The sequence below is a fragment of the Thiocapsa imhoffii genome (assembly GCF_016583985.1).
GTDB lineage: Bacteria > Pseudomonadota > Gammaproteobacteria > Chromatiales > Chromatiaceae > Thiocapsa > Thiocapsa imhoffii.
The window spans coordinates 204,359-229,231 of record NZ_NRSD01000003.1 but is presented as its reverse complement, the minus strand read 5'-3'; the positions used below and the strand labels follow the sequence as shown (position 1 = coordinate 229,231).

The 24,873-nt window shown below is 63.0% G+C and carries 26 protein-coding genes; 23 read left to right on the top strand and 3 right to left on the bottom strand.

The genetic code is table 11. From position 1 onward, the window contains the following. Window positions 1-281: 281 nt before the first annotated feature. Window positions 282-1,748, top strand: a complete 1,467-nt coding sequence (locus tag CKO25_RS05000; protein ID WP_200386824.1) for a sensor domain-containing diguanylate cyclase — start codon at window positions 282-284, stop codon at window positions 1,746-1,748. Between the two features lie 175 nt (window positions 1,749-1,923). Here the strand turns inward: CKO25_RS05000 and CKO25_RS04995 are convergent, their stop codons facing one another. Next, window positions 1,924-2,193 carry a hypothetical protein gene (locus CKO25_RS04995; RefSeq protein ID WP_200386823.1) on the bottom strand — a complete coding sequence of 90 codons (270 nt, stop codon included), beginning with the start codon at window positions 2,191-2,193 and terminating at the stop codon, window positions 1,924-1,926. Window positions 2,194-2,643: 450 nt separating this feature from the next. Here CKO25_RS04995 and CKO25_RS04990 point away from each other — a divergent pair, with 450 nt between their 5' ends. The 13 genes from CKO25_RS04990 (at window position 2,644) to fdxB (ending at window position 14,181) form a co-directional block, all read left to right on the top strand. Then, entirely contained in the window at window positions 2,644-3,435 is a 792-nt protein-coding gene (locus CKO25_RS04990; protein ID WP_200386872.1) for an ABC transporter permease, read from the top strand. A 148-nt stretch (window positions 3,436-3,583) separates the two neighbouring features. Beyond that, window positions 3,584-4,321, top strand: a complete 738-nt coding sequence (locus CKO25_RS04985; protein ID WP_200386822.1) for an ATP-binding cassette domain-containing protein — start codon at window positions 3,584-3,586, stop codon at window positions 4,319-4,321. Further along, complete coding sequence (locus tag CKO25_RS04980) at window positions 4,273-5,433, top strand: MlaD family protein (protein ID WP_338115066.1); 1,161 nt, start codon at window positions 4,273-4,275, stop codon at window positions 5,431-5,433. The genes CKO25_RS04985 and CKO25_RS04980 overlap by 49 nt, the downstream gene beginning before the upstream one ends. Next, window positions 5,421-6,182 (top strand): ABC-type transport auxiliary lipoprotein family protein, encoded by a 762-nt coding sequence (locus CKO25_RS04975; protein ID WP_242467418.1) that lies wholly within the window; start codon window positions 5,421-5,423, stop codon window positions 6,180-6,182. Before CKO25_RS04980 ends, CKO25_RS04975 begins: the two co-directional genes overlap by 13 nt. 51 nt (window positions 6,183-6,233) lie before the next feature. Beyond that, window positions 6,234-7,565 carry a hypothetical protein gene (locus CKO25_RS04970; RefSeq protein WP_200386821.1) on the top strand — a complete coding sequence of 444 codons (1,332 nt, stop codon included), beginning with the start codon at window positions 6,234-6,236 and terminating at the stop codon, window positions 7,563-7,565. Between the two features lie 4 nt (window positions 7,566-7,569). Next, window positions 7,570-8,472 (top strand): DMT family transporter, encoded by a 903-nt coding sequence (locus tag CKO25_RS04965; protein WP_200386820.1) that lies wholly within the window; start codon window positions 7,570-7,572, stop codon window positions 8,470-8,472. A gap of 353 nt (window positions 8,473-8,825) precedes the next feature. Beyond that, window positions 8,826-10,286, top strand: coding sequence for a nitrogenase iron-molybdenum cofactor biosynthesis protein NifE (gene nifE, locus CKO25_RS04960; RefSeq protein WP_242467417.1), 1,461 nt, complete (start codon window positions 8,826-8,828; stop codon window positions 10,284-10,286). Then, window positions 10,279-11,685, top strand: coding sequence for a nitrogenase iron-molybdenum cofactor biosynthesis protein NifN (nifN, locus tag CKO25_RS04955; protein WP_200386819.1), 1,407 nt, complete (start codon window positions 10,279-10,281; stop codon window positions 11,683-11,685). Before nifE ends, nifN begins: the two co-directional genes overlap by 8 nt. Window positions 11,686-11,891: 206 nt before the next feature. Then, window positions 11,892-12,347: a NifB/NifX family molybdenum-iron cluster-binding protein gene (locus CKO25_RS04950; RefSeq protein ID WP_242467416.1), complete on the top strand. Its 456-nt coding sequence runs from the start codon at window positions 11,892-11,894 to the stop codon at window positions 12,345-12,347. Beyond that, a complete protein-coding gene (locus CKO25_RS04945; protein ID WP_200386817.1) occupies window positions 12,344-12,811 on the top strand; it encodes a SoxR reducing system RseC family protein in 468 nt (155 codons plus the stop codon). Before CKO25_RS04950 ends, CKO25_RS04945 begins: the two co-directional genes overlap by 4 nt. Further along, window positions 12,808-13,281 (top strand): NifX-associated nitrogen fixation protein, encoded by a 474-nt coding sequence (locus tag CKO25_RS04940; RefSeq protein ID WP_200386816.1) that lies wholly within the window; start codon window positions 12,808-12,810, stop codon window positions 13,279-13,281. The genes CKO25_RS04945 and CKO25_RS04940 overlap by 4 nt, the downstream gene beginning before the upstream one ends. Before the next feature lie 167 nt (window positions 13,282-13,448). Beyond that, on the top strand, window positions 13,449-13,682 hold the full coding sequence (locus tag CKO25_RS04935; RefSeq protein ID WP_200386815.1) for a CCE_0567 family metalloprotein: 234 nt from the start codon (window positions 13,449-13,451) through the stop codon (window positions 13,680-13,682). A 187-nt stretch (window positions 13,683-13,869) separates the two neighbouring features. After that, window positions 13,870-14,181 (top strand): ferredoxin III, nif-specific, encoded by a 312-nt coding sequence (gene fdxB, locus CKO25_RS04930; RefSeq protein WP_200386814.1) that lies wholly within the window; start codon window positions 13,870-13,872, stop codon window positions 14,179-14,181. Window positions 14,182-14,361: 180 nt separating this feature from the next. On the opposite strand, the gene CKO25_RS04925 is transcribed toward fdxB, so the two are convergent. Continuing rightward, window positions 14,362-15,036, bottom strand: a complete 675-nt coding sequence (locus CKO25_RS04925) for a YiaD family glycine zipper/OmpA-like lipoprotein (protein WP_200386813.1) — start codon at window positions 15,034-15,036, stop codon at window positions 14,362-14,364. A gap of 332 nt (window positions 15,037-15,368) precedes the next feature. Between CKO25_RS04925 and CKO25_RS04920 the strand changes: the two genes are divergently transcribed. The 8 genes from CKO25_RS04920 (at window position 15,369) to CKO25_RS04885 (ending at window position 22,970) form a co-directional block, all read left to right on the top strand. Continuing rightward, on the top strand, window positions 15,369-15,965 hold the full coding sequence (locus CKO25_RS04920; protein ID WP_200386812.1) for a DUF2878 domain-containing protein: 597 nt from the start codon (window positions 15,369-15,371) through the stop codon (window positions 15,963-15,965). Further along, window positions 15,958-16,761 (top strand): DUF1295 domain-containing protein, encoded by an 804-nt coding sequence (locus CKO25_RS04915; protein WP_200386811.1) that lies wholly within the window; start codon window positions 15,958-15,960, stop codon window positions 16,759-16,761. The genes CKO25_RS04920 and CKO25_RS04915 overlap by 8 nt, the downstream gene beginning before the upstream one ends. Continuing rightward, a complete protein-coding gene (locus CKO25_RS04910; RefSeq protein ID WP_200386810.1) occupies window positions 16,758-17,477 on the top strand; it encodes a DUF6134 family protein in 720 nt (239 codons plus the stop codon). Before CKO25_RS04915 ends, CKO25_RS04910 begins: the two co-directional genes overlap by 4 nt. Further along, a complete protein-coding gene (locus CKO25_RS04905) occupies window positions 17,474-18,019 on the top strand; it encodes a lipocalin family protein (RefSeq protein WP_200386809.1) in 546 nt (181 codons plus the stop codon). Before CKO25_RS04910 ends, CKO25_RS04905 begins: the two co-directional genes overlap by 4 nt. 209 nt (window positions 18,020-18,228) lie before the next feature. Then, window positions 18,229-20,058, top strand: a complete 1,830-nt coding sequence (gene cydD, locus CKO25_RS04900; RefSeq protein WP_200386808.1) for a thiol reductant ABC exporter subunit CydD — start codon at window positions 18,229-18,231, stop codon at window positions 20,056-20,058. Continuing rightward, window positions 20,055-21,776: a thiol reductant ABC exporter subunit CydC gene (cydC, locus tag CKO25_RS04895; RefSeq protein WP_200386807.1), complete on the top strand. Its 1,722-nt coding sequence runs from the start codon at window positions 20,055-20,057 to the stop codon at window positions 21,774-21,776. The genes cydD and cydC overlap by 4 nt, the downstream gene beginning before the upstream one ends. A gap of 61 nt (window positions 21,777-21,837) precedes the next feature. Further along, a complete protein-coding gene (locus CKO25_RS04890; RefSeq protein ID WP_200386806.1) occupies window positions 21,838-22,368 on the top strand; it encodes a hypothetical protein in 531 nt (176 codons plus the stop codon). A 179-nt stretch (window positions 22,369-22,547) separates the two neighbouring features. Further along, window positions 22,548-22,970, top strand: a complete 423-nt coding sequence (locus tag CKO25_RS04885) for a DsrE family protein (RefSeq protein ID WP_242467415.1) — start codon at window positions 22,548-22,550, stop codon at window positions 22,968-22,970. Window positions 22,971-23,292: 322 nt separating this feature from the next. Here the strand turns inward: CKO25_RS04885 and CKO25_RS04880 are convergent, their stop codons facing one another. After that, window positions 23,293-23,940 carry a hypothetical protein gene (locus tag CKO25_RS04880; protein WP_200386805.1) on the bottom strand — a complete coding sequence of 216 codons (648 nt, stop codon included), beginning with the start codon at window positions 23,938-23,940 and terminating at the stop codon, window positions 23,293-23,295. 210 nt (window positions 23,941-24,150) lie between these two features. Here CKO25_RS04880 and CKO25_RS04875 point away from each other — a divergent pair, with 210 nt between their 5' ends. Continuing rightward, the gene (locus CKO25_RS04875) at window positions 24,151-24,738 is read left to right on the top strand and encodes a transglycosylase SLT domain-containing protein (RefSeq protein ID WP_338115065.1); all 588 of its coding nucleotides are present in this window, start codon (window positions 24,151-24,153) and stop codon (window positions 24,736-24,738) included. The last annotated feature ends 135 nt before the right edge of the window (window positions 24,739-24,873 follow it).

Below are 24,873 nucleotides of genomic sequence, written 5' to 3'. Positions count from 1 at the left end.
AGCACCGTGCTCATCTCGAAGCGACCGGTTTTTTGAGGCGCGACCTACCTCATCAATAACGAACTGGGGCACCTCGGTTGCAAGGCTCATCATCCAAGCGATCTCAAGGACAATCAGGCTCGCGAGTCTCTCCCACGCTGGCGTTTTGTTATCGTGTAGCACCACCACATGAACTCCAGTGCACTACCATGACTCTACGCCAACAGACGATGTCGTCGGCGATCCGCGCAGCGGCTGGGCGACAGCACCGATCTGCCGCGTGTTGGACGCGGAGGGGCGTCATGTCGGATTCCCCGGTCCCAGGAGATCCCAAGGAAGCTGTGATGGACGTGCCGGACAAGAACCAAGACACGCCGAGCGCGATCGTACAGGCGCGGCAACAGGCCGAGGAGCGGCTGCAGGTGAGCGAGGCACGCTGTCGTTTGCTCGCCGAGAACGCATCGGATGTCATCTGGACCATGTCGCTGGATGGACAGATCACCTATGTCAGTCCATCGGTGGAGCGACTGCGCGGCTTCACCCCGGAGGAGGCCATGCGGCAGCCGCTCGAGGACATCCTGACGCCGCCGTCCGTGGCGATCACGCTGGATTACCTCTCGCGCATGGCGGCTTTGCTACAATCCGGACGTTCGCCGGAGCGGACACGAAACGAGCTCGAATATCGCTGCAAGGACGGTTCGACCATTTGGTGCGATGTCCATGTCTTGCCGGTGTTCGCCGCGAACGGGACCCCGGTGGAGTTGCTCGGGATGTCGCGGGACATCACCGCCCTGAAGCGCGCCGAGAGCGAGGCGAAGCGCAGCGCTGAGTTCATCCGTAAGATGCTGCAGGATCTGCCGGTCGCCATCGCGGTGGCCAGCTTGGAGTCGGACCAACGGATTCTCTATCGCAATAGCGCATTCGATCGGCTGTTCGGCTGGACACCGCAAGAGATTCCCACCCACGAGGAGTGGTTCGAGCGGGCCTATCCTGACGAAGACTATCGCCGTGCCGTCCTCGACCGATGGACCGCGGCGCTCGCCCAGGCCGCCGCGCAGCAGGGGCAGGTGACGCCGCACGAATTTCGCGTGACGAGCCGCGACGGGCAGGTCAAGGACATCGTCATCGGCGGCACCATCCTCGACGACCGGCTGATCTGCTCCTTCGTCGACGTGAGCGTGCGCAAGCGCGTCGAGGCCGAACTGGTCCAGGCGCGGGATGCGGCGGAAACGGCGAATCGCGCGCTGAGCAAGGCCAATGCTGAGCTCCAACGACTCGCCGTTACGGACCACCTGACCGGCGTTTGGAACCGGTCCTATTTCGAGGACGCGCTCGCGGCGCAGATTGCACGCGCTGTGCGTGACGGCGTGCCGGTATCGCTGCTGTTGCTTGATCTCGATTGCTTCAAGGCAATCAACGACACCCACGGTCATCTCGTGGGCGACCGCATCTTGATCGAGTTGCCCCGTGTGATCGGCCGCCATCTGCGCGAGGTTGACGTTCTGGCTCGTTGGGGTGGGGAGGAGTTCGTGATCCTAATGCCGCACCGCGGGGCGCGTGAGGCGATGCACGCGGCCGAGACGTTGCGGGCACTGGTGGCCGCCCGAACGTTCCCCGAGGTTGGCACGGTCACCGTGAGTGTCGGCGTAGCGGAATACCGGCCTCACGAAAGCGACGATGCCTGGATCAAACAGGCCGACGATGCACTCTACGCGGCCAAGACCGGGGGCAGAAACCGCGTGTGTCTTGCCGATCGGGATATGGGATGAGCACCGAGGAGGGCCGTCATCGACGGCAGATCAGCACGACACCGAGAAAGGCCCTGACCTCCGGACTATCCCAATAGGGGCGGAGCGAGACCCACTGCCAATTCGAAAACCGTATCGACCGGATCCAGGCCTAGCCCAATCATCAGGGGCAGGCTGCCGAGCAGGCTCATCGCGATCAAAACATGGCCACGATGACGAACCCGTCGTAGTTGCGAATCGCTTGGCGGTTACTCAGCAGCGGCAACCAGAGCATCAGGCCGACAGCGAGGCTCACCAGCAAGGACAGCGCGAAGTGATCCGCCTTGCCATCGCCGTAACTGAGCGCAACCGCTAGCGGCGGCAACAAGGCCGCACTGAAGAGCACAAGGAAGATTCCAAGCGTTCGAGCGACCAGCGCGGCCTGCATGCGAGGGAGAATCCAAACCGATGGGTCATCGGCGGACATTTTCCATGTCCTCGGCATCGGCTCCCGTAAAAAGTCCGTAAATTCAGCTTCGCTCAGATCCCCCCTTCGAGGCCCGAACGCCTGGCGATCCGCCAGAACTCGGTGAGCGGCAAGCAGACGCCACCTGCGCACGCAGTCGCGCGATCGCCTGCTCCAGTTCGCTGTCTCGGGTTCCGCCGCGTAGGCTGTCGAGGGTCGGCTCGGCGGCCCCGATGTCGAGCTCCAAGGTGGCCTTGAGCTGGATCAGTTGGTCATCGATCTCGGGCTCGGCGAGGGGTGTGGCCGCGATCGGAGCGGCGGGCGGCGAGGGGGCGCGAGGTCAGCGATGTCGTGCATCTGGCCCATCATCGGATCGCCCTAGGCGCCAAAGATTCGGGCGGCGTTTCGAGGGCGGCGGAAATCGCCTAAGATGGCGTGGGACTCAGAGGAGGGCGGGATCAGTTGACTGGGGTGGCCGATCAGCGACCTGGTGGACCCTTCAGTGGGCCGACGGGGTGGATCAAAGAGATTGGTTTCGCGGGCGTGGCCCTGGCGAGCTGCGTGTCCTTGTATGTGGGCATTCTGTTTGGACGTGCGCGGCTCGATCTGCCGGCGTTCGTGGCCTCATTGCGGCAAGCCGGTCTGTCGATTCTGCCGGCGATCACCTTGATCAGTGTTGCGCTCGGGTTGATCTTGGGCCATCAGATCGAGGCCATCCTTAACCATATCGATCTCCCGGGCTTGATTGTCCTCTCCCTGACCTATGCGACCGTCATGGAACTGGTGCCGATCCTGGTCGGGATCTTGGTGGCGGGACGGGCTGGAGTGGCGCTCGCGGTGCGTCAGGCGACGCTCACGGTGACCGGTGAGATGGATGGATTATTGGCCAGTGGCGTCCACCCGGTGCAGTTCACCACCGGTCCCGTTCTGTTGGCGATGCTGATCATGAGTTTTGCCTTCGTGGTCTGGGGGACCTTGATCACCTTCATCGCCGCTGGGGGCTGGTTATGGGGGGTCTCGGGGATCTCCCCGGCGCTCCTGCTCGACTCGCTGCGGCGCGCCTTGAGTACCGCCGCACTGATCGAGGCGTTGATCAAGCCACTCCTGTTCGCGATCCTCATCGCGCTGATCGCGACGGTCAATGGCACGCGCGCTGGGCGCAGTCCACAGGGCATCGCGCAGGCCGCGACCCGAACCATGGTGGGTGCGGTCACGGCCATCCTGGTGATGGACTTGCTCTACATCGCCGTGTTGCGGAGTTGATGGGTATCGTGCACAGGAGACGCTTGCTGGCGCTCGGGTTGCCATGGGGTCGACACGATCGGGGCGTCCTCGATTGGGGGGCCGTAGTCGTGTCTTTTCCGGATGGTCTAGACTCCCGAGACCTTGCACGAACCCCGCGAGGTGTGACATGAGTGAGAGCCTGGCCCTCGAGGGCGTGTATCAGCATGTTGGCGGCCGACTGGCACTCGCGGACATCGATATCAGCTTGCCGCAGGGCGGCTGGCTGCTGATCTGTGGTCCGAACGGGGCCGGGAAGAGCCTCTTGACGCGGTTGATTCTGGGATTGGATCGACCCTCGGCAGGCCGGGTGCGGGTGTTGGGTCAGGATCTGGATGAACTGGGCGAGGCGGCGATGGTGCGACTGCGTGGCGCGCTCGGTGCCGTGTTGCAGCGCGGTTCGCTGCTGGCCGATTACACTGTGCTCGAGAATCTGTTGTTGCCCTTGCGCACTCTCGCCATGTCGCGCGATGACATGGCGCGGGCGGCCCGACTGGTCATGACCCTGCTGGGGCTCGACGGGCTCGAGAACCACCTGCCAAGATCCTTGTCACTCGGACAACAGCGGCGCGTGGAACTGGCGCGCGCGCTCATCCATCGTCCCCGCCTGTTGATCTGGGATGGTCTCTCCGACGGGCTCGATCCCGGGGTGGCGCGCGAAACCCTGGCGGTCCTGCGTCAACTGCGCACGAATCAGAACCTCAGCCTGATCGCGACCGACAATGGGCTCGACGCCCTGGCGGGAGGGGCCGAGCGGGTCGTGGTCCTGGAGCGGGGACAGATTCTGTTCGATGGCACCGCACCGGCACTCGAGTCCGCGTGTGCGAGCCGTTTGGACCTGCGCGTTGCGCTGCGGGGGCATCCCTGAACGCGCCGCGCCGCCCCGGGGATGGTCGCCTCGACCGGCTCTATTCCCCGCCCGAGATCGGTGCCCCCGGGCGACGGCGTGCGCACGCCGATCAGCGCGATCTCTTGCTCGCGGGTCTGTTCGTCAGCGCGATGGCCGCGGTCGTGGTGATCGCCTTCATGCTCGTGCTGCCTGGACTCTTTGGTCAGACCTATCGGCTGCACGCCTATTTTCCCCGTGCCGAGGGTCTCGACGCGGGGATCCAAGTGGTGCAAGAGGGGTTCGTGATCGGCTTGGTCGAGCGGGTCGAGCCGGTCTTTCCGGGTGATCCGGCGCATCAGGAGTCCTGTCTGGGGCTGGTTGGCTCAGGTGCCGATCGTTCGCCGAGTCTCCCCTGTTTTCGCGCGACCCTGCGCATCCGCGATCACTGGCCGATCCCGCTGGAGAGTCAAGCGCAGTTGATCAGCCTGGGCCTATTGCAGGGTGACGCCATCGAGATCCATCCGGGCCGTGAGCGGACATTGTTCGCCGACGGTGGCGTCATCGAGGTGCGCGCAGCCGATGCGGACCTGACCGCGCAACTGTCGGCCTTGATCGAGACGGTGCGCACCGTCGTGGAGGAGATGATCGCCCCCACGCTTGCGAGCATCCGCGATCAGGTGAAGACGATCGAGACCCTGATCGGCAGTGGCACGGATCAGGACGAGAATCGCGACCGTCTCGCGGGTGCCTTCGAGAATCTCCGACAACTGTCGGAAAATCTGGTGAAAGCGGTCGATGCCGAGGCCATCGGCGAGATCCTCACGTCGGTCCAGATGATGTCAGCAAGCCTAGCCGAGATCACCAGCGAGCTGGCCGGCAGCACTGATGACGTGCGCCGAGCGGTGACCGATTATGGTGAATTGGCCGTCGACATCCGCGGTGTCATCAATGAGAACCGCCCGGCATTGCAGAGTTCGCTCCAGGAGACCCAGTTTTTGATGCAGTCCATCGCCGCGGCCCTGATTCCCATCCTGACCAATATCGAGGATGCCACCCGCGATCTCTCCACGCTCGCGCGCGAGCTGCGCAGCGATCCCAGGTTGCTGTTCAAGCGCCGCGAGCAAGAGGAGCAGGCGCCTTGGTTTCGTTGAGCGGCGGGAGTCCCGGAACCGGGTGGCGTTCGGGCACGCGCGTCACCATCCGAGCAAGATGGGCCGGGCGTCATCCGGGTGGCGGCGTCTGGGTGATGGCACTCATGGCGGTGCTCCTGCTCCACGTGATCTTGGCCTCGGGATGTGGCACGCCCGCACCGCTGCGTGTGGATGTCTTCTATGCGTTGGACCCCGAGCCGCTGGAGACGCCAATCGGTCCGCCCCTGCCGGCGGCCCTGGAGGTGTCGGATTTTGCGGCGCGGGGTTTTCTTGGCGGTCGGCAGATCGTCTTTCGTACCCCATCGGAGCCGCTCCAGGTGCAGCGCTACGAGCGCCTGCTCTGGGCCGATCCCCTGCCGCGCGCGCTTTCTCGCAATCTGGTGCGTGCCAGCCGAGCGGGGGGCGTGTTCGACTTTACCCTGACGGCGGCGGATCGAGGACGCGCGGATTATCTGCTCGGTGGCGAGATCGAGCGGTTTGAGCATCTGCCGCCCGGAGCCGGACTGGAGGCCGATGAAGCCGTACCGGCGGAGGGGGGGCGGGTGATCGGAACCCTGAATCTTGCCTTGGTGCGGGCCGCTGACCGCAGGGTGCTGTGGGATCGTCGTTACCATCGCGAGGTTGCCGTCGCGGGGACCACGCCCGATGACATGGCCGCGGCCTTCAATCGGCTGGCGGCCTTGCTCGTCGCCGAGGTGGTGCGTGATCTGCGGGCGCTGCCTCGCCCGCCCAGCGGGGGGGATGCGTGATGCGCGCGGGTGGGGCCGCACTCTGTGAGTGCCCGAGGATGGCGCGGGTCCATGCGGTCTGACCCCTTTGCCGCGCTCGCCCCCCCTGGGTTCGAACACCTCGCGGTTGCCTGGAATCAACTGCGCACCGGTGCTCCGCCGCTGGCTTATGCGCTGAACCCGCGAGAGGCCCATGCCCGCGATCCACGACAACGTTTCGCGCGCCGCACCATCGCTGAGATCGCCTGTGAGACCGATCGGCTCGCGCTGATCGATAAGGTCTCTCCGCACAGTCTCTACGATCTCATGGTTTCGGAGATCTCGGAACCACCGAAGGCCACCCCGACGTCGGTCCACCCCGCCACGGGACGTCTGCTCTGGGGGCTCGGATGCGATTTCGTGCGCTTCGTCTCGACGCCCGCCATCATGCGGCGCTTCGAACTCGATGCCGGTGAACTGCACCTGGTGATTAATTCGGATCCTCACACCCAGGATCGCCCGAGTGTGCAGGCCGCGAAACAATTCCACCTGCACCTGCTGTACTGGCCGGGAACGGCTTTGAGTGCATTGGATACGGCGCAATCCCTCGGTGAGATGAGCGATCGCTGGTTACGCAGACAAGCGCTCGATCCCCTGAGCTTTCTCGGCGCGGAGGTGATCCACGACTCCTTGCAAGGCTTTGCACTCGAGCTCGCGGGTGCCCGCCTTGAGCCGCCCGATCACCAGGCGGTGCTGGCAGGGACCAGGCCACTCGGCTGCCTCATCACCCTGCCTGGCTGGGCGGTCCTTGAGGATCCGGCGTTCGAGTCGTTGGTGCGCCGGTTGCACCAGCATTGTGATCGGCTCGCGGCCGATCTGCTCGAGATCTTCACCGGTCGGCGCGAGGTCCCATTGCCCTGGCACCGCCATCCTCTGCGCCCCATCGCTGAGGTGGAGCAGGCGTTGGCTGACTATCCGCTGTCCAGGCCCGCGCGGGCTGGGTTGGTCGCATTGGCACGCGTGCTGCGAAACCTACCCGATGCTGGTGCGGCGCGCCTCGCGCGGATCGGGGCGCGCCGGCAGGTTTCCTTGATGACCTTGAATCAGCCCTGTTATGTCTTGAATCTGCATGCACCGGTCCGAAATCGGCTGGACATCCCCTTAGTCGAGGCCCCTCAGGTGCATCTCACCTTGCAGGCAAAACTGTTTTCTGGGATCGGTGGCGCGGGTCTTCTGACGCTCGCCGGCATTCCTAGCGTGCGTGTCATCCGGGGTGAGCGTCGGATCTCCGCGCACGACTGGCAGCGGCGCGCACGCTTTCAACGGGATTTTGCTCGCTTCGCTCGAGAACAGCGTGGAAGGATTGAGGGCGTCTGTTTTGGCCCACTCCGGCGTTTCGCCGGACTGACGAACGGCTGGATATGAGGGTATGGATTTTTCGCAATTCGCTCATGTCTGGATCCTCTTTTCGCTGGCATCAGCCTTCTTTCATGCCTCGCGTCTCGCTGTCACCAAGCACCTCAGTCTCGATTTCTCGACCGAGTTCCTGACCTTCTATGTCAATCTCAGTAGCCTGTTGATCACGCTGCCGCTCATCATCTGGCATCATCGGTTTCCCTTTCATGATCCGGTCTATCTGTTCGCCGTGGTGAGCGGTGGGTTGTTCTCGGCCCTCGGCGGTTGGGCTCTCAATGCGGCCCTGCACAAGACGGATGTCTCGCTCGTCGGTCCCCTGATGACCTTGACGCCAGGCTTTGCGATTCTCATCGAGTGGCTGGTCGCCGGCGCGCTGCCCGCCTCGATTGGCCTCCTCGGGGTGCTGTTGCTCGTGGTCGGTGGTTACGTGTTGAGCCTCGGCGATCATGAGGTGCGCTGGTATCTGCCCTTCCGGCGCATCATGACCGACCCTGGCAGCGTCCTGACACTCCTAGCTGGAGGCTGCTTTGCCGCAGCCAGTGTCATCGGGCGGATTGGCATCCAACTGAGCGATCCACTGTCCTTCGCGGTGGTGGTTGCGATCGTCAACCCCTTGATCCTTTTTGTGATCTTCAGTGTTCGTGATCGCTCCTTCTACCGCCAGATCAAGTTCGCGGTCATGCGCCGTCACGCGCGCCCGCTCTTGATCCTGGGGGCACTCTTTGCGGCGATGCGGATCGCCGATCAAATCGCGTTGAGTCTGACCCTCGCCTCCTATGCCATGGCGGTGAAACGAACCGCTGGGCTCTTTTCGGTCGCCTTGGGCCGTTGGTTCTTCAAGGAGACGCATCCGTTGGTGAAGTCGGCCGGCGCCGTGATCATGCTGTTTGGCGTGTTGGTCTTGACCTTGAAGTGATCAGCTGAGCCCGCTCGGGGAAGATTCACCTCGACCGCACGCGCAGGCGTTTGGCGGGGACAGCGTCGAGCGGATCCGAGAACGCGCGTCCGGTGCCACGACCAACGGGCCTCATCGCTTTGCTGACCTCCTGAGAACCCATCCAGCGCGGCCAGTCTCCCCAGCCCCCCTGACGCCGCGTTTGCCTGACGGATCTGCGGTGTTTCCCGACATGACATTTGTTGGAAATCCGACATTCCGGGTGCCTGCCAATGACCGGGTATCCGTTCCTGATGGGTGACCAGACCAGATGATGGTGATTGGCACGGGTGGTGCTTTCAGGCACTGCGACATGACTGCCTTCGGGATCTTCAATGAAACAGACAGAGATCGCCGCGCTGCTTGATGAACCGGCCTGCGCGCACAACAGCAAGACGAAGTCAGGCTGCGCGAAACTCAAGCCGGGGGCGACGGCGGGCGGGTGCTCGTTCGATGGGGCACAGATCGCGCTCCTGCCGATCGCGGATGTCGCGCACATCGTCCACGGATCCATTGCCTGTGCCGGTAATTCCTGGGACAACCGTGGGGCGCGCTCGAGCGGCCCGAGTCTCTACAAGATCGGCATGACCACCGATCTAACGGAGCAGGACATCATCATGGGCCGTGGTGAGAAACGGCTCTTTCTTGGTATCAAACAGGCCATCGAGACCTATGATCCGGCGGCCGTGTTCGTCTACAACACCTGTGTTCCGGCCCTGACGGGCGATGACGTCGGCGCGGTCTGTCGCGAGGCGCAGCGGCGTTGGGGAACCCCGGTGGTGTCGGTGGACGCCGCCGGTTTCTATGGCACCAAGAATCTCGGCAACCGCATCGCGGGCGAGACCATGGTGAAGCAGGTCTGTGGAACACGCGAGCCTGATCCGCTGCCACCCGGAATCGAACGTCCCGGGTTCAAGGTCCACGACATCAATCTGATCGCCGAGTACAACATCGCCGGCGAACTCTGGAATGTCCTGCCCTTGCTTGATGAATTGGGCCTGCGGGTGCTCTGCAGTCTGTCGGGCGATGCACGTTTTCGCGAGGTGCAAACCATGCATCGCGCACAGGTCAACATGATGGTCTGCTCGAAGGCGATGATCAATGTCGCGCGCCAACTCCAGGAGAACTACGGGATCCCCTGGTTCGAAGGGAGTTTCTATGGGGTCGCGGACGTGTCGCAGGCCTTGCGCGATTTCGCCCGCATGCTCGCGGATCCCGATCTGAGTGCGCGCACCGAGGCGCTGATTGCGCGTGAAGAGGCCGCGACCCATGCCGCGCTCGAACCCTATCGGACCCGCTTGCAGGGGCGCAAGGTGCTGCTCTACACGGGTGGGGTGAAGTCCTGGTCGATCGTCTCGGCCTTGCAAGACCTCGGGATGACCGTGGTCGCAACCGGAACGCGGAAGTCGACCGAGGACGACAAGGCGCGGATTCGTGATCTCATGGGTGCTGATGCGGTCATGATCGAGGATGGCAATCCGCGTGGTTTGATCGATCAGGTTCGCGCACAGGGGGTCGATATCCTGATCGCCGGCGGTCGCAACATGTACACCGCGCTCAAGGCGCGCATTCCCTTCCTCGATATCAATCAGGAACGGGAGTTCGGCTATGCCGGATATGTGGGTATGCTCGAACTGGCGCGCCAACTCTGCCTCACCCTCGAAAGCCCGATCTGGGAGGCGGTGCGTCGTCCTCCGCCCTGGGCACGAGTCGAGTCCAGCGATCCCCAGCCCGCCGCGGCATCCGTGACCCAGACGCTCAGCCAGGGCGCGTCCACGGGGGTGCGTCATGCCTGAGATCCTGAAACGGAACAAGGCGCTTTCGGTTAGCCCGCTCAAGGCCAGTTCAACGGTCGGGGCTGCGCTCGCTTTCCTCGGCTTCGCCCGCTGCATCCCGATGTTGCATGGCTCGCAAGGATGCACGGCGTTCGGAAAGATCTTTTTCGTGCGCCACTTTCGTGAGCCGATCCCGCTGCAGACCACGGCCATCGATCAAGTCAGCGCCATCATGGGCAGCGAGGAACAGGTCGTCGAGGGCTTAAGAACCCTGTGCGAGAAGAGTGCCCCGGATTTGATCGGCGTCCCCACCACCGCGCTGGTCGAGACGCAGGGGTCGGATGTTGCGATGGCGATCCGGACCTTTCGCCGCACCTATCCAGACTATGCGCGCACCGCGGTGGTCCCGGTCGCCACGCCGGATTTCACTGGTTCGCTGGAGTCAGGCTATGCCCAGGCGCTCGCGGCGATCATCGAGACGCTGGTGCCCATGCGGGCCGAGGCGGGGACCGTCCCCGGACGGCAGCCGCGACAGATCAATGTGTTGCCAGGCGCGCACCTGACGCCGGGTGACATCGAACATCTGAAGGATTTGATCGAGGCATTCGGGCTGACCCCCGTCGTGGTGCCGGATCTGTCCGATTCGCTTGATGGCCATCTCCCTGAGCTCGATTACAGTCCCCTAACCATTGGCGGGACCCGTGTCAGCGATCTCGCGACGCTTGGCGACGCGGCAGCCACACTGGTGTTCGGTCCAGCCCTCGACGCCGCGGCGGACATCCTCGCAACCCGCACCGAGGTGCCGACCTACCGCTTCGCCCATCTGATGGGTCTCGATGCGGTCGACCGGTTGGTGATGACACTCGCCGAGCTTGCGGGATGTCCCGTGCCGGCCAAGGTCGAGCGCCAACGCGCGCAGCTTCAAGATGCGATGCTCGATTGTCACTTCATGTTGAGCTCGACGCGGGTCGCGGTGGCCGCGGATCCGGATTTCCTACTCGCATTGAGTCGGGTGCTGGCGGACAACGGTGCCGAGTTGGTCGCGGCGGTTGCACCAGCCAACGCCGCTGCGTTGCGGCAGGTGGTGGCCCCCGAGATCAAGATTGGCGATCTGGAGGATCTCGAATCGATCGCGCGTGCACGCCATGCCGAAATTCTGATCGGCAATGCCCATGCGGTGCAAACGGCGGCACGTCTCGGCGTGCCCTTTCTGCGCGCGGGCTTTCCCCAATACGACCGGCTCGGCGGCTTCCGTCGGACCTGGATCGGCTATCAGGGCACGCGCGACGCCCTGTTCGATCTCGCCAACCTGTTGCTCGGTGAGGAGCGGGGTGAGATCCATCCCTACCACTCACGTCTGAAACCGCGGGCGAACGAGTCGGGTGACCCACTGCGTGGGGTGCGCGCTGGCACGCATTGAGCGTGCTCTGGTGGCCCATCCGGTCTGCTCCCGGCACGGCACTGGAATGGCGCACCCGCACGGTGGCCTGGGGTTCGATCCGGGGTTCATGGGTTCATGCAGTCGCGAGCGCGCCGGTACGCCAACCGATGCCAATCGCTGGGATCGACCGAGTGGCCTGATGGGAGGTTGCGATGGGACTGGAACGACGACTGAGAATTATGAACATGAATCAAGACGCGAACGGCGCGAACCCGTTGCAGATCAGGGTCGCCTTCGCGAGTTCGGACATGAAGCGAATCGATCAGCATTTCGGCGCCGCCGAGGCCTTCGTGGTGTATCACATCGATGCCCAGGATCATCGGATCCTGGAGGTGATCCAGTTCGCTCGCCTCGAGATGGATGGCAACGAGGATAAGCTCGCCGCGAAGATCGCCGCCCTCGCCGGTTGCGACCTCGTGTATTGCGAGGCCGTGGGCGCCTCGGCCGTCAGCCAACTGCGTGCCCAGGGCATTCAGCCGATCAAGGTGGCCCCCGGCAGTTCGGTCAGCCGGATCATCCGTGACTTGCGCGGCGAGTTGCAGGATGGACCCACTGGCTGGCTCGCCCGGGCGATCGCCAATCGGACCCCGGGGTGCGATCGCCGCTTCGATCTGATGGAGGCGGAGGGCTGGAGCGAATGATCGAGGCGACGGCAACCGTGGTCGAGAGCGGCGCGCGTGGGGTTTGGGTCGAGAGTGAACGGCAAACCGCCTGTGGGCAGTGCGCGAGCGCCGGTGCCTGTGGAACCGCGGTACTCGGTCAGCTCTTCGGACGTCAGCGCGAACGGTTTCGCATCACTGGCGGAAGCGAGCTGACGGTGGGAGAGCGGATCATCATCGGGATTCCGGATCGCGTCCTCGTGATGGCCTCGACGGTGGCCTATCTGCTGCCGCTGCTCATGCTGATCGGCGGTGCCGCGTTGGCGACTGTTCTCGGCGCGGGTGAGGGTGGCACCGCCGGCGCTGGGCTGGTCGGCTTGGGTCTGGGAATCGGGTTCGCGGCTTGGATCACCGGTGGTCGGCTCGCGCGCGAATACTATCGTCCCCTGCTGGTGCGTCGGATATCACCGATGGGGACATCAACCTGTGAGAGGAAATCAACATGACCGAGACTGCTGTCTCGACCGCGACTGACGCGGATCTGATGCAGACGCAATTCGTGACCGAAATGGATCGACAGATGCGCGCGATCGATCCCTATGGGGAGTTCGATCGGCTCTCCACTGCCGAGCTCTTGGAGCCCTTCATCCTGACGAAGGAAAAGCGCCAGGCGATCCCGTTGGTTGGTGATCCGGATGAGGTCCTGGTTGCACGGATGCGGGCCTTCTACAACGCGATCTCCGTCATGATCGAGTCCGAATGTGGACTGATGGCCGTGCCGCTCCTGCATCTCACGCACGAAGGGTTTGGACGGGTCATCATCACCGTGGGCAAGTTGGTCGTGTTGGATCGGTCACTGCGCGATGTTCATCGCTTTGGCTTTCCGAGTCTCTCGAAGATGAAGGATGAGGCCGACAAGATCCTCTCGGTTGCGCTCGAACTGATCGGTGAGTATTCCGATGTCGCAGGTCTGTGAGTCTTGCGGTTGAACGCCGAAGCGGGCTCGGTAGGGCAGGGGAGCGTGTGTTGACCGGCGGCCCGGACTGGGATCCGGTCAACCATGACCGTGGTGCCCCGGAGCGCGCCCGTCCTATGGGACGGGCGCGCCATGTCCGCCCTTGAACGAATAGGTGAGGCGAGGCCATGACGGAAACTGAGATCAAGGAGCTGGAGAAGGCGGTCCGCAAGGCGAAGCGGATCGCGACCGAGCAAGCGGGTGTCCTGCACGACCTCGTCGAAGACCGTCTGCCAGCAGGCTATGAGGAGATTCCGGCGATCGCACAGGCGACCTATGAGGCGTGCCAAGCCTGGGCCGAGGCAACCGCGCGACTCACGGCCGCGCAAGCGGATGTCGGGGGCCCAACGCAAAGCCTTTAGCGCGCTCGATCACCCCTTTGCTTGAGTTTCGACGGAGTTCACGCGGTCGTTGGTGAACGCAATCTCCGCAATAGGGGGCGGATGCCCCTGGGCAATCGTGCCGAATCGCTTCGGTCGTCTTGATCGCTCAAGACATGACACACACACGCACAGGCGCTCGCAGAGCGCCGAGATGGAGGGTAGACGCATGCAACCCATCACAGGTATCACACGTGGCGGCGTCGAATGGACGCCGGCGTTCGTGGTCTCGATCAACCAGTCCCATTGCATCGGCTGCGGTCGCTGTTACAAGGTCTGTCCGCGGGATGTCTTCGAATTGGTCGACCGTGATGACCTTGCACTCGAAGAGCTCGATGATGACGGCGACGATGATTTCGACGAGGCGCCCGGGATGGTCATGAATCTGAAAGACGCCCTAGACTGCATCGGTTGTCAGGCGTGTTCACGGGTCTGTCCGAAGAATTGTCTCGCGCACGAGTCACTTTCGGCTGCGGCATGAGCCACGGATCACCGTCCCGGTTGAGGCGCCAGCAGGGACGGATGGGGGCGATCCGGCCAAGACCTTGACGCCGTTCGACCACGGTGCGTCTGTGGTCGAACGGCGTCAAGGAGGCCGGTCGTCAATGCCCTGTGAAAGGGCTGTTCGGAGTCGCTCCAGATGTGGATCTGGTCGCCCCCGTCACGCGGTGATGGGGACGATCGTGATGTCGACACGACGGTTGAGACGACGGCCCGCCTCGGTTGCATTCGAGGCAATCGGCTGGTTCATGCCAAATCCGAATGCGACGATACGCTGCGGGAGGACCCCATCGGCCTCCAGATAGCGTTGAACAGCGGATGCGCGGCGCTCCGAGAGACCCTGATTATGCGCGGCCGAGCCGGTGTTGTCGGTGTGGCCCGAGACGATCAGCTCGGTCTTGCCATAGCGGTTGACGATCGCGGCGATTTTATCCATGGTGCTGAAGAACCCCGGCTGGATGCGATCGGAGTCGATTTCGAACGCCGTGGCCCCCGTCATGCGCACGAGGAGTTGATCGTTCGGCAACTGCTGGATGCTGATCATGCCGGCGGCGATCTCATCAGCGAGCGCACGCTCGAAATCACGCCGCTGATTCTCCATGTAGGCCCCTACCGCGGTGCCCGCGAGTGCTCCACCGACCGCTCCGATCAGTGCCCCCCGACCGGCATTGGCACTCATGGATCCAATGATGGCGCCTGCCGCGGCACCGGTCGCCGTGCCGATGGCGGCGCCGGCTCCAGTTTCAGTGAGCCCCGAGCCATCCGCGGCACACCCGACCAGGATGACGGCAGCAAGGGCGGACAGGGCGAGACGTTTCAAGGGGCGCAATGACATCGATCTTCTCCTTATCAGGAACAGGCAGGGAACAGGGTTTGGTTGGGATCAGGCGCACATCATATCCCAACGACAGCCTGCCTCGCCCAGTGTCTGTGTCCAGTGTCTGTGTCCAGTGTCTGTGTCCAGCGTCTTGCGTGCTGCTCTCTGAGGCGAGTCGCGCCCGCGAATCCTGCCGGGTGACTTGTCTCTGCTCAAATCAGCATCACTATGACCTCTACATCCATCATCGTCGACGATGGCGGATGAAACCCCGGGGTCATCATCCAATCACCGACCCCATGACTCACTGATCGCCGATGCGGCGACCGTCCGATGGTTTTCCTGTACTCATGAGCGCTGACCTACCCCATCCGATCCCGCGGATCATTTTGAATCTAGTCGCCTTTCAGATCGGTTGGTTGGCCTGCGTGCTGGGCGGCGCGCATCAACAACCCTGGTTGGGTGTGGTCGTGGTGGCGCTGGTCGTGGCCTATCATCTGAAACAGTGTGTGGCACCCGGGCGGGAACTGCGGTTGCTGCTCATCATGGGTGTCATGGGTGCGGTCTGGGATGGCATGTTGGTTCGGTTTGGATTCCTGGACTACCCATCCGGACTCTTTGTAGCCTGGCTCGCACCGGTCTGGATCATCGCCATGTGGGTCGGTTTCGCGACGACCTTGAATGTCTCGTTGGCCTGGCTCAAGGGGCGCTGGGGGCTCGCCGTCGTCCTGGGTGGCCTCGCGGGACCACTCGCCTATTACGCGGGTTACCGACTGGGTGGCGTGTATTTTCCAGACCTCTTCGTTGCCATGGTGGTGCTGGCCGGTGGTTGGTCATTCCTCATGCCAGTGAGTCTCTGGTTTGCGCAACGATTCGACGGTACGATGCGCGCCGCCGCAATGCCCTCTGATTCGCAATCTCTACGTGGGAGTCACACAGGTGTTTGATCTGAACCTCTATCTCTCCGGTCTTGTGGCGGCGCTCGGCTTGGGGCTGGGCGGCTGGCTGCTGAGTCTTAAGATGAACGACGTCAGCCTGGTCGACTCACTCTGGTCGCTCTTCTTTCTATTGATCGCCACGGTCTTCCTGTTGGGTATGGCCGAGGTCTCGGAGCGCGCCTATCTGGTGTTCTTCCTGGTTGCGATCTGGGCAGCACGCCTCAGTGTCTTTATCACCAGACGCAATTGGGGTCATGGCGAGGACCGTCGCTATCAGGCGATTCGGGCGGAGAACGAGCCTGGCTTTCGGTGGAAAAGTCTCTATCTGGTGTTCGGTTTGCAGGCGATCCTGGCATGGATCATCGCACTCCCATTGCTGGCGGTGACGCTCGGCACCAGCCCGCTCGGTTGGATCGATTATCTTGCCGTGGCGCTGTGGCTCGTCGGCCTCTTCTTCGAGGCCGTCGGTGATCAACAGTTGGCCGATTTCAAGGCGCGTCCCGAGAATGCCGGCCGGGTGATGGATCGCGGCTTGTGGCGTTATACACGCCATCCAAACTATTTCGGTGAGGCGTGCATCTGGTGGGCCTACTATTTGTTTGCTCTGGCCGCGGGGGGCTGGTGGACGATTCTCTCACCACTCTTGATGACCTTCTTGCTGTTGCGCGTCTCCGGAGTTGCCCTCCTGGAGAAGGACATCGGGGAGCGCCGCCCCGCGTATCGTGACTACATTGCCCGGACAAACGCCTTTTTTCCCGGCCCGCCAAGGGCCACGAATCCTTCGCACAGGGAGCACTCGTCATGATGACTGAAGGAAATCCGGTCCGGCCAGACCCGGTTCGCGGGGGACGGGTCGCGACCTGGATGATCTGCACGCGCCGGGTGATGTTGACGCTACTCGCCTCGATCGTGCTCACCGCTCCCGCGCACTCGGCGGTGACGGAGCCGATGAGCCTCCAGTTCGCGGTGTATCTCGATCGCAACGCGATCGGTGAGCATCGCTTCGAGATCAATACCTCGGACACGGGCGCGCGGGTGTCGAGCCACGCCAGTTTCGACATCAATTTTTGGATCTTCAACGCCTACCGCTACCGTCATGAGAGCCAGGAGATATGGCAAGATGGGTGCCTGCGGGCGATCGAGGCGGTCACCGACGACAATGGTCAAGATTACCGAGTGGTGGGCGAACGCAATGGCGACGCACTACGTCTCCTCGTCAACGACGCCCCGCGCGAATTGACGGGTTGTATCATGACCTTCGCTTACTGGGACCCGAATTTTCTGAAGCAGGATCAGCTGCTCAATCCACAAACGGGTGAGTTCATCCCCGTGCAGGTGACGTCGCATGGCATGGAAACCGTGCGCTTTGGTGATGCGGAGGTTCCTGCAGCCCGCTACACCTTGCAAACCGATGAACTAAACCTGGATCTGTGGTACTCCGAGATGGACGGTTGGCTGGCCCTTGAGAGCGACGTCGGACGGGGTCGAATTCTTCGCTATGAACGGATCGCACGACGATGAAACCACTACTGAGTCCAATCTTAATCGTGATCTTGCTCGCGTTTGCGAGCGGCTGTACCGAGGAAGGAGGCGCGCCCATGGAAACCGTCAAGCAAGTGGATCTCGAACGCTTCATGGGTGATTGGTTCGTGATCGCCAATATTCCCACCTTTGTGGAGAAGGGTGCTTACAATGCGGTCGAGTCCTACGCCTTGAATCCTGACGGCACCATCGCAACCACCTTCACCTTCAACAAAGATGGCTTCGACGGCCCCCTGAAGACTCACAACCCGACCGGCTTCATCCGTGATGAGTCCAATGCCCTCTGGTGGATGCAGTTCATCTGGCCCTTCAAGGCCGATTTCCGGATCGTCTGGCTTGATCCCGATTACAGCATCACCGTGATCGCGCGGGCGAAACGGGATTACGTCTGGATCATGGCGCGCGAGCCCGAGATCCCGGCGGACACCTACGAGCAGATCATTGCCTTCATCGGCGCGCTCGGTTACGACACCAGCAAGATCCAACGCGTGCCGCAACAAACCGTGGCGGATTTGACCTAAAGCAGGTTGGTTTCGCACTCACCGCGCGGCCCGTCCAGTGAACCGCGCGCGCATCCGCATCACCGCGGGACCCGGGGCTGATTGACAGGCCACGGGTGCCGCGGATGAATCCCGCTCATTTTGTCCGTTTTTCGCATTGATCGGACTGCGCCTGCTTCCTTATCCTCACCCTTTACGGGTCTCAGACCGACCTTCAGGCAGAGCGCAGCATGTCCGTTACCCTTTGGCTTAAGTCCCACCGCCCGCTTGCCGGGAATGCACTGAAACAGACCATCGGGTACGGCGTGGGGCATGGCCTGTTGGCCATCGCGCAGGCGTGGTTCCTGGCGCTGATCCTGAACGCGGTGGTCTTCGAAGGCGCGGGTCTCGAGGATCTCGGTCTGCTGATGGCGCTGCTGCTGGTCCTCTTTGCGCTGCGTGCGGTCGTCGTCTGGCTGGGAGAACGGGCGGCCTTTACGGCCGCGGCACAGGTGCGCAGCGGACTGCGCGATCAGCTCTATCGGCAACTGCAGCGGCTGGGCCCCGCCTATCTCGCCAATGAACGCAGTGGTGCCCTGGTCGAGACGCTGACGAAGGGCATCGACGACCTCGAGGGTTATTACGCACGCTTTCTGCCGGCCATGACCCTGACCATGATCCTGCCGCTCGCCATTCTGCTGGTGGTTTTTCCCGCCGATTGGGTCGCGGGGGCGGTGATGCTCGTCACGGCGCCGCTAATCCCGCTATTCATGATCATCATTGGCTCGAGCGCGCAGAGCAAGAACCAGCGACAGTGGAAGCAGCTCGCGCGCATGAGTGCCCATTTCCTCGATGTGATCCAAGGGATCACGACGCTGAAGCTGTTCGGGGCGAGTCGGCGGGAAGCGGATGTGGTCGCACGTGTCTCGCGGGACTATCGACTCAGTACGATGCAGGTGTTGCGCGTGGCGTTCCTGTCGTCGGCGGTGTTGGAGTTTTTTGCCGCGATCGGCATCGCCATCATCGCCGTGTTCATCGGGTTTCGTCTCTACGGTCTGGTGATGCCACTGCCGGACTGGCTGCACGGGTTGCCCGAGATCACCTATCTACAGGGGCTGTTCATTCTGATGTTGGCCCCGGAGTTCTATTCGCCCTTACGCAACATGGGCACGCAATATCACGCGCGCATGGCCGCCGCGGCGGCAGCGGAGCAGATGATGCGGGTGTTGGAGGCAACGCCGCAACAGCGGGTCGCCGGCCGCGATGTGTTGCGGGTGGCCCGTCCCTTTGCGGTGCGCTTCGAAGCGGTCCACTACCGCTATGAGGAAGGGCGCGATGCGCTTTGCGGATTGACCTTCGAGATTCCGGCGGGGCAGCGCGTTGCCTTGGTGGGCAGCAGCGGCGCCGGGAAAAGCACGGTCATCAATCTACTGCTGGGCTTTCTTGCGCCCACCCAGGGGCGCATCCTGATCGGCGATCAGGCGCTGGCGGATCTCGATCTGGATGCCTGGCGTCGTGAACTCGCCTGGGTTCCGCAGCAGCCGCGTCTTTTTCAAGGCACGATTGCGGAGAACATCCGGCTCGGTCATCCCGCCGCGGACCTCGCCGCGGTGCGGAACGCGGCGGCACGGGCGCATGCCGCGGAGTTCATCGAGGCCCTGCCGGCGGGCTATGAGACCCTGGTTGGCGAACGCGGCGTGGGCTTGTCCGGTGGACAGATTCAGCGCATCGCCCTGGCGCGTGCCTTCCTGCGCGATGCGCCCCTGGTGATCTTCGATGAGGCGACCGCCAATCTCGATCCCGAAAGTGAACGGCTCGTCCAACAGGGGATCGATGACCTGGCACAAGGCCGTACCTTGCTGGTCATCGCGCACCGGCTTGTCACCGTGCGCCGTGCCGATCGGATCCTGGTCATTGAGGCGGGGCGTATCCGGGAGTCTGGAACCCACGAGACCCTGTCCGCAACCGGGGGCATCTATTCGCGTATGGTGGCCGTGGATGCGGGCCTGGATCCGGGTGGGCGGGTGCTAACCGGAGCGGATCTGCCGCCTGCCTCCGCATCCTTGGAGACCAGCCGATGAGCATCCTATGGCGCCTTTGGATCCTGTTCGAACCCTATCGGAACTGGATGTTGGCCGGCACCCTCATCGCCCTGATCACCCTGCTGGCGAATGTCGCCCTGATGGCCCTGGCCGGCTGGTTCATCACCGCCATGGCGGTCGCCGGAGCGGCGGGGATCGCGATCAACTATTTCGCGCCCGCGGCCCTAATCCGCTTGAGCGCGATTGCTCGCACGGCGGGGCGCTACAGCGAGCGACTGGTCAACCACGAGGCGACCTTCCGGCTGATCGCGGAACTGCGCGTCTGGTTCTATCGCCATCTCGAGCCGCTTGCCCCGGCGCGGTTGCAACAGTTCCATAGCGGTGATCTGCTCAGTCGCATCCGTTCCGACATCGATGCGCTCGATAACCTCTATGTGCGTGTGATCGTCCCGGTTGCGGTGGCGATCATCAGTGCGGTGATCTTCGGCCTCTTTCTCTTATGGCACCATCCCACCCTGGCGCTGAGTGGATTGTTCTTTCTCCTGCTCGCCGGGGGCCTGTTGCCGCTTTGGTCGCAATGGCGGGGTCGGGCACCCGGTCGGCGGCTCGCCGAGGACGAAGCGGCGTTGCGTGCCGCCGTGATCGACGGCGTGCAGGGGATGGCGGAACTGACCCTCTATGGTGCCGACGCGCGACAAGCCCAGCGCGTCGATGCGCTGGGTCGGCGGCTGATCGCCGATCAGGAGCGCTTGAGCAGTGACCATGGACTGACTCAGGCGGCGGTTGGGCTGAGCGCCAATCTGAGTCTCTGGATGCTCTTGTGGCTCGGCATCCCATTGGTGCAGGACGGCACCCTGATGTCGCCTCAGTTGGCGATGCTGGCGCTCTTCACCCTGGCGAGCTTCGAGGCGGTCGCGCCCTTGCCCCACGCCTTCCAATTGCTGGGACGGACCCTGGCTTCCGCCCAGCGACTCTTTGCCATCGTCGACCTGCAGCCTGCCGTGCAGGATCCACCCGGCCCCTCGCCGCAACTCGAGCGGTTCGATATCCAACTGCGCGGTGTCGGATTCAGTTATCCCGGGGGCGGTTCACCCGCCCTAATCGACCTCGATCTTGAGGTTCCTGCCGGCGGCCGTGCCGCGGTGATTGGCGCGACCGGATCCGGTAAGAGCACGCTCTTCAATCTGCTGTTGCGCTTCTGGGAGCCGGATCATGGCGAGATTCGAATCGGTGGGCATCCGATCACGACCATCGCCGGTGAGGATCTGCGCCGCCACATCGCCGTGGTGAGTCAACAGACGCACCTCTTTGATACCACTATTCGTGAGAACCTGTTGATCGCAGCCCCTGGGGCTCCTTCCGAGACGGTCGAGGAGGCCTGTCGCATCGCTCAGATCCATGATTTCATCAGCGCGCTGCCCGAGGGCTACGACACCTGGGTGGGCGAGACCGGCGTTCGACTCTCCGGTGGACAGGCACGCCGGATTGCCGTCGCGCGCGCATTGCTTAAGGATGCCCCCATTCTCTTGCTCGATGAGCCCACCGAAGGACTTGATGTCGAGACCGAGCGCGGTCTCATGCAGGCCTTGGATCGTCTCATGGTCGGACGCACGGTGCTGTTGATCACGCATCGTCCGGCGGGACTGGATTGGGTCGAGCAGGTGTTGGTTCTGGATCAGGGACGCACGGTTGCCCAAGGTGACCCGACCGTGATCGCGACGGCCACCGGTGCGCCACTCTTGCGTGCGCTCGGATAGCGGCGCCGTTGCGTCGCGCCAGCGCCCGGATCGAATCTGCAACGGCAACCAGTAGGGTAGGATGAACGTCGAGATCGATGGCGAGACTGACGCCGCAGCCGTGTGGCCAAGTGCGGATTATGCCCATCAGGTGGCGCGTTTGCGTGGTGCGATTGGCGCGGACGTCTACCTGGTGGAACTCGAGCCCACCGCAGTCCAGCTGGGGATTCGCCACACGAGCCAGCCATTCGTTTTGCTCGACGTGATCGCATTTCCCCGCCCGGATCCGGCGCGTGGCATTGCACCTCATTTGATTTTGCTCGACGATGGTCGCGGGGTGAATTTGGGACGGGTGGCGCGCATCAGCCTGGAACGGCCCTTCGCACCGACGCCGGAGCTGGTGCTCTATCAAGATCAACGCGCGCTGCGGACGCTCTTGTTCGCGCCACGGCGCCTCGACTCGCGACTGATCGCCGAGCGCTCGCAACAGTTGCTTGGCCAGGTTCTGGGTCAGGGTCCAGTGGCGAACAGGTCCCCTCGTCTGGCCTCGCGCCAGGACGGCGATTTGATCCTGGAGCCCAGGACCAGTGACGCGGATCGGTCATCCGAATGACAGCGAGTCGGTACCCGCGGTGGTCCGTGTCACGCGCAATCCAGGACGGGAGGCATCATCTGTTTGCGCGCCCTGTCGGCAAGGCCACCGCAATCATCGGACACACGAATGAACCCAGCCGGTGCGCGGCGTGGATTCGTTCTGTGTCCATTCGTTCAACATGATTCCACGAGACTCTGATGATGCGTTTATTCTCCTTGATCCTGTTTGGTCTGGCCGTGTTCACCGCTGGGCTCATGGCACCGGCCTGGGCCGGTGATGAGGACCCACTCTTCATCAATCTGACGAGTGATGATCCCCACCGTGCCGACATGGCCATCACCTTTGGTGAGAGACAATTCGAGCGGGGACATCCACTGACGATCTTCCTGAATGACAAAGGCGTCTGGATTGGGGCGCGTGCACAATCCGAAATCTTTGGCCCGCATCAGGTGCGTCTGGGGACCCTCATCGAACAGGGCGCACGCGTGCTGATCTGCCCGATGTGCATGAAGCACTATGGCGTGACCGAGGAGGATGTGATCCCCGGGGTGCAACTCGGGAACCCTGAATTGACGGGAGGGGCGCTCTTCGCCGAGGACACCAAGACCCTGACCTGGTGAGCCGCAACCAGCAGTGCTGTGATCTGCATCCCAGCAGACCCCAACCTCAAGGTGATCGATGCGTTGCTCGGAGCGGGATACTGGACGAACGGGCGAGGCCCCGGGTGCGGACGGTGCGTCTCGTCATCGAGGAATTGTCACCAGGGCGCGGGCGCTTGACCAGCACCTCCGCTGAGGTGCGAACCGCCGGGCCTGGGTGGGTTGCTGGTACGCCTTCGCGGTGGTGATCGCGTTCGTGCCGGCTATTTCTTGAGACTGTTCCGACGCGCCCCCGGCGCGCGCTCGTGACGGCGAGCAACGCATTCCGGGGGAGGCGGTTAGGTTACGCCCTGGCCGCAGCCGCGCGCTTGGACATGATGGCACCGCGCGTGCCGATCAGGATCAAGGTGCTCGCCAAAAAGGCCACGCAACCCGTGATAGCGATAAAGGTCATGGGATGCTCTTGCGCGTTGGTGATCCCAAAGGTGTCGCCGATCGTTCCCAATAGTGCCGTGTTTTCCGGCGAGGAGAGAACAAAGGTGCAGAACACCATGAAGGCACCAAACACGGCGAATTTCCAATCCATGTGCAGGCCCGCCAACAGGCTTCCGAGGCCGAGCAGATAGAGCATCATGATCAGGTATTCCTGTTCATTGAGCGAGGCTCGCACGCCCTGCGTATGGAGCAGCCACAGCAGGCCGATCAAGATGCCCCAATGGAGCGCTTGTTGCAGCACGTAGAGCAGCGAGGGTTGATCACGCACGTAGGCTGGGCCGAAACCGGACAACAGTGAGATGAAGGCCACCACTGGGAGGAACGTCTCCCAGTAGGGTATGGTTCCAGATAGGTCAGATCGCGTCAGCGAGATCAAGGTAATGGCCGCGACGTAGAGGATCACGAGCGGAAGTAATGCGATCAATAACGAACCTTGATCAGTATTCTTGGCTTTCTTCGGTGTCTCCGACGAGGCGGCGCCATTCGATTTGAACACGGCGAACCCTCCTGATAGGGCGAGGTGGTGAATGTGTGTGGCGGAACCCACGCACTCCAGGGGTTTCGCCAATCCCGTCAAGCAATCGGATATTAACCCTTACTTTCGATGAGTGTTAAGGGATTTTCACCTAATTCACCACGTCGTGTCCGCTTGGCTCCTCCTCGCGAGCGGTTAGGTTGGCGTTGCGCGGCCCATTCGAGGGACATTTTGCGACTGCTGAACCCGCTTGGGGGCCGCCGCGGAACGACCCCGATCGCGCTGATTTTCGTCATCGGCGTCGTGCTCCTGACTGGTTGCGCCTCGGCACCGCCTCCTCCCGCGAAACCACTTGATGCCTGTGCGATCTTCCAGGAGCGTCCGAGCTGGTACCGCGCGGCAAAGCGCGCGGAGCAACGGTGGGGAACGCCGATCGGCATTCAACTGGCGATCATTCAAGCCGAGTCGAGTTTTCGTCACGATGCGCGTCCTCCGGGGCGGGTGTCGAGCGCCTTCGGCTATCCACAGGCGATCGATGGCACTTGGGAATGGTACCGGGAGCAGACGGGCCATCGGCGCGCGAAGCGAACGAATTTCAGTCATGCCGTCGATTTCGTCGGTTGGTACACGGATGTGACCGAACGCACCCTCGGGATTCCGAAAAACGACGGTTATCGTCAGTATCTGGCCTATCATGAGGGGCATCGGGGCTTCCAACGCGGGACCTATCGCCAGAAGGCCTGGTTGATGCGGGTCGCGCGCCGGGTCGATCGGCAGGCGCAGACCTATGCGATGCAACTGCGCGGGTGCCGACGTTGACACAGCAGGCCGGGGATGCCGCAACGGCTGGTCTGGCGCGAATCCGCGGTGGAGATCCCCCCGGTCGCTTCGCGATCGACCTGGTGAGCGAGCCGCCGCGCGGGTGAGTCTTTCACCCCTTGAGGTAGTCACGGT

Bases quoted from the DNA above. Each gene is read 5' to 3' on its own strand.
- CKO25_RS04965 (WP_200386820.1), top strand. From the start codon at position 7,570: ATGGATTTTTCGCAATTCGCTCATGTCTGGATCCTCTTTTCGCTGGCA.
- CKO25_RS04920 (WP_200386812.1), top strand. From the start codon at position 15,369: ATGAGCGCTGACCTACCCCATCCGATCCCGCGGATCATTTTGAATCTA.
- CKO25_RS04950 (WP_242467416.1), top strand. From the start codon at position 11,892: ATGAATCAAGACGCGAACGGCGCGAACCCGTTGCAGATCAGGGTCGCC.
- CKO25_RS04985 (WP_200386822.1), top strand. From the start codon at position 3,584: ATGAGTGAGAGCCTGGCCCTCGAGGGCGTGTATCAGCATGTTGGCGGC.
- CKO25_RS04970 (WP_200386821.1), top strand. From the start codon at position 6,234: ATGCGGTCTGACCCCTTTGCCGCGCTCGCCCCCCCTGGGTTCGAACAC.
- CKO25_RS05000 (WP_200386824.1), top strand. From the start codon at position 282: ATGTCGGATTCCCCGGTCCCAGGAGATCCCAAGGAAGCTGTGATGGAC.
- CKO25_RS04995 (WP_200386823.1), bottom strand. From the start codon at position 2,193: ATGTCCGCCGATGACCCATCGGTTTGGATTCTCCCTCGCATGCAGGCC.
- CKO25_RS04890 (WP_200386806.1), top strand. From the start codon at position 21,838: ATGAACGTCGAGATCGATGGCGAGACTGACGCCGCAGCCGTGTGGCCA.
- CKO25_RS04940 (WP_200386816.1), top strand. From the start codon at position 12,808: ATGACCGAGACTGCTGTCTCGACCGCGACTGACGCGGATCTGATGCAG.
- nifE (WP_242467417.1), top strand. From the start codon at position 8,826: ATGAAACAGACAGAGATCGCCGCGCTGCTTGATGAACCGGCCTGCGCG.
- CKO25_RS04925 (WP_200386813.1), bottom strand. From the start codon at position 15,036: ATGTCATTGCGCCCCTTGAAACGTCTCGCCCTGTCCGCCCTTGCTGCC.
- CKO25_RS04910 (WP_200386810.1), top strand. From the start codon at position 16,758: ATGATGACTGAAGGAAATCCGGTCCGGCCAGACCCGGTTCGCGGGGGA.
- CKO25_RS04945 (WP_200386817.1), top strand. From the start codon at position 12,344: ATGATCGAGGCGACGGCAACCGTGGTCGAGAGCGGCGCGCGTGGGGTT.
- nifN (WP_200386819.1), top strand. From the start codon at position 10,279: ATGCCTGAGATCCTGAAACGGAACAAGGCGCTTTCGGTTAGCCCGCTC.
- fdxB (WP_200386814.1), top strand. From the start codon at position 13,870: ATGCAACCCATCACAGGTATCACACGTGGCGGCGTCGAATGGACGCCG.
- cydD (WP_200386808.1), top strand. From the start codon at position 18,229: ATGTCCGTTACCCTTTGGCTTAAGTCCCACCGCCCGCTTGCCGGGAAT.
- cydC (WP_200386807.1), top strand. From the start codon at position 20,055: ATGAGCATCCTATGGCGCCTTTGGATCCTGTTCGAACCCTATCGGAAC.
- CKO25_RS04905 (WP_200386809.1), top strand. From the start codon at position 17,474: ATGAAACCACTACTGAGTCCAATCTTAATCGTGATCTTGCTCGCGTTT.
- CKO25_RS04885 (WP_242467415.1), top strand. From the start codon at position 22,548: ATGATGCGTTTATTCTCCTTGATCCTGTTTGGTCTGGCCGTGTTCACC.
- CKO25_RS04935 (WP_200386815.1), top strand. From the start codon at position 13,449: ATGACGGAAACTGAGATCAAGGAGCTGGAGAAGGCGGTCCGCAAGGCG.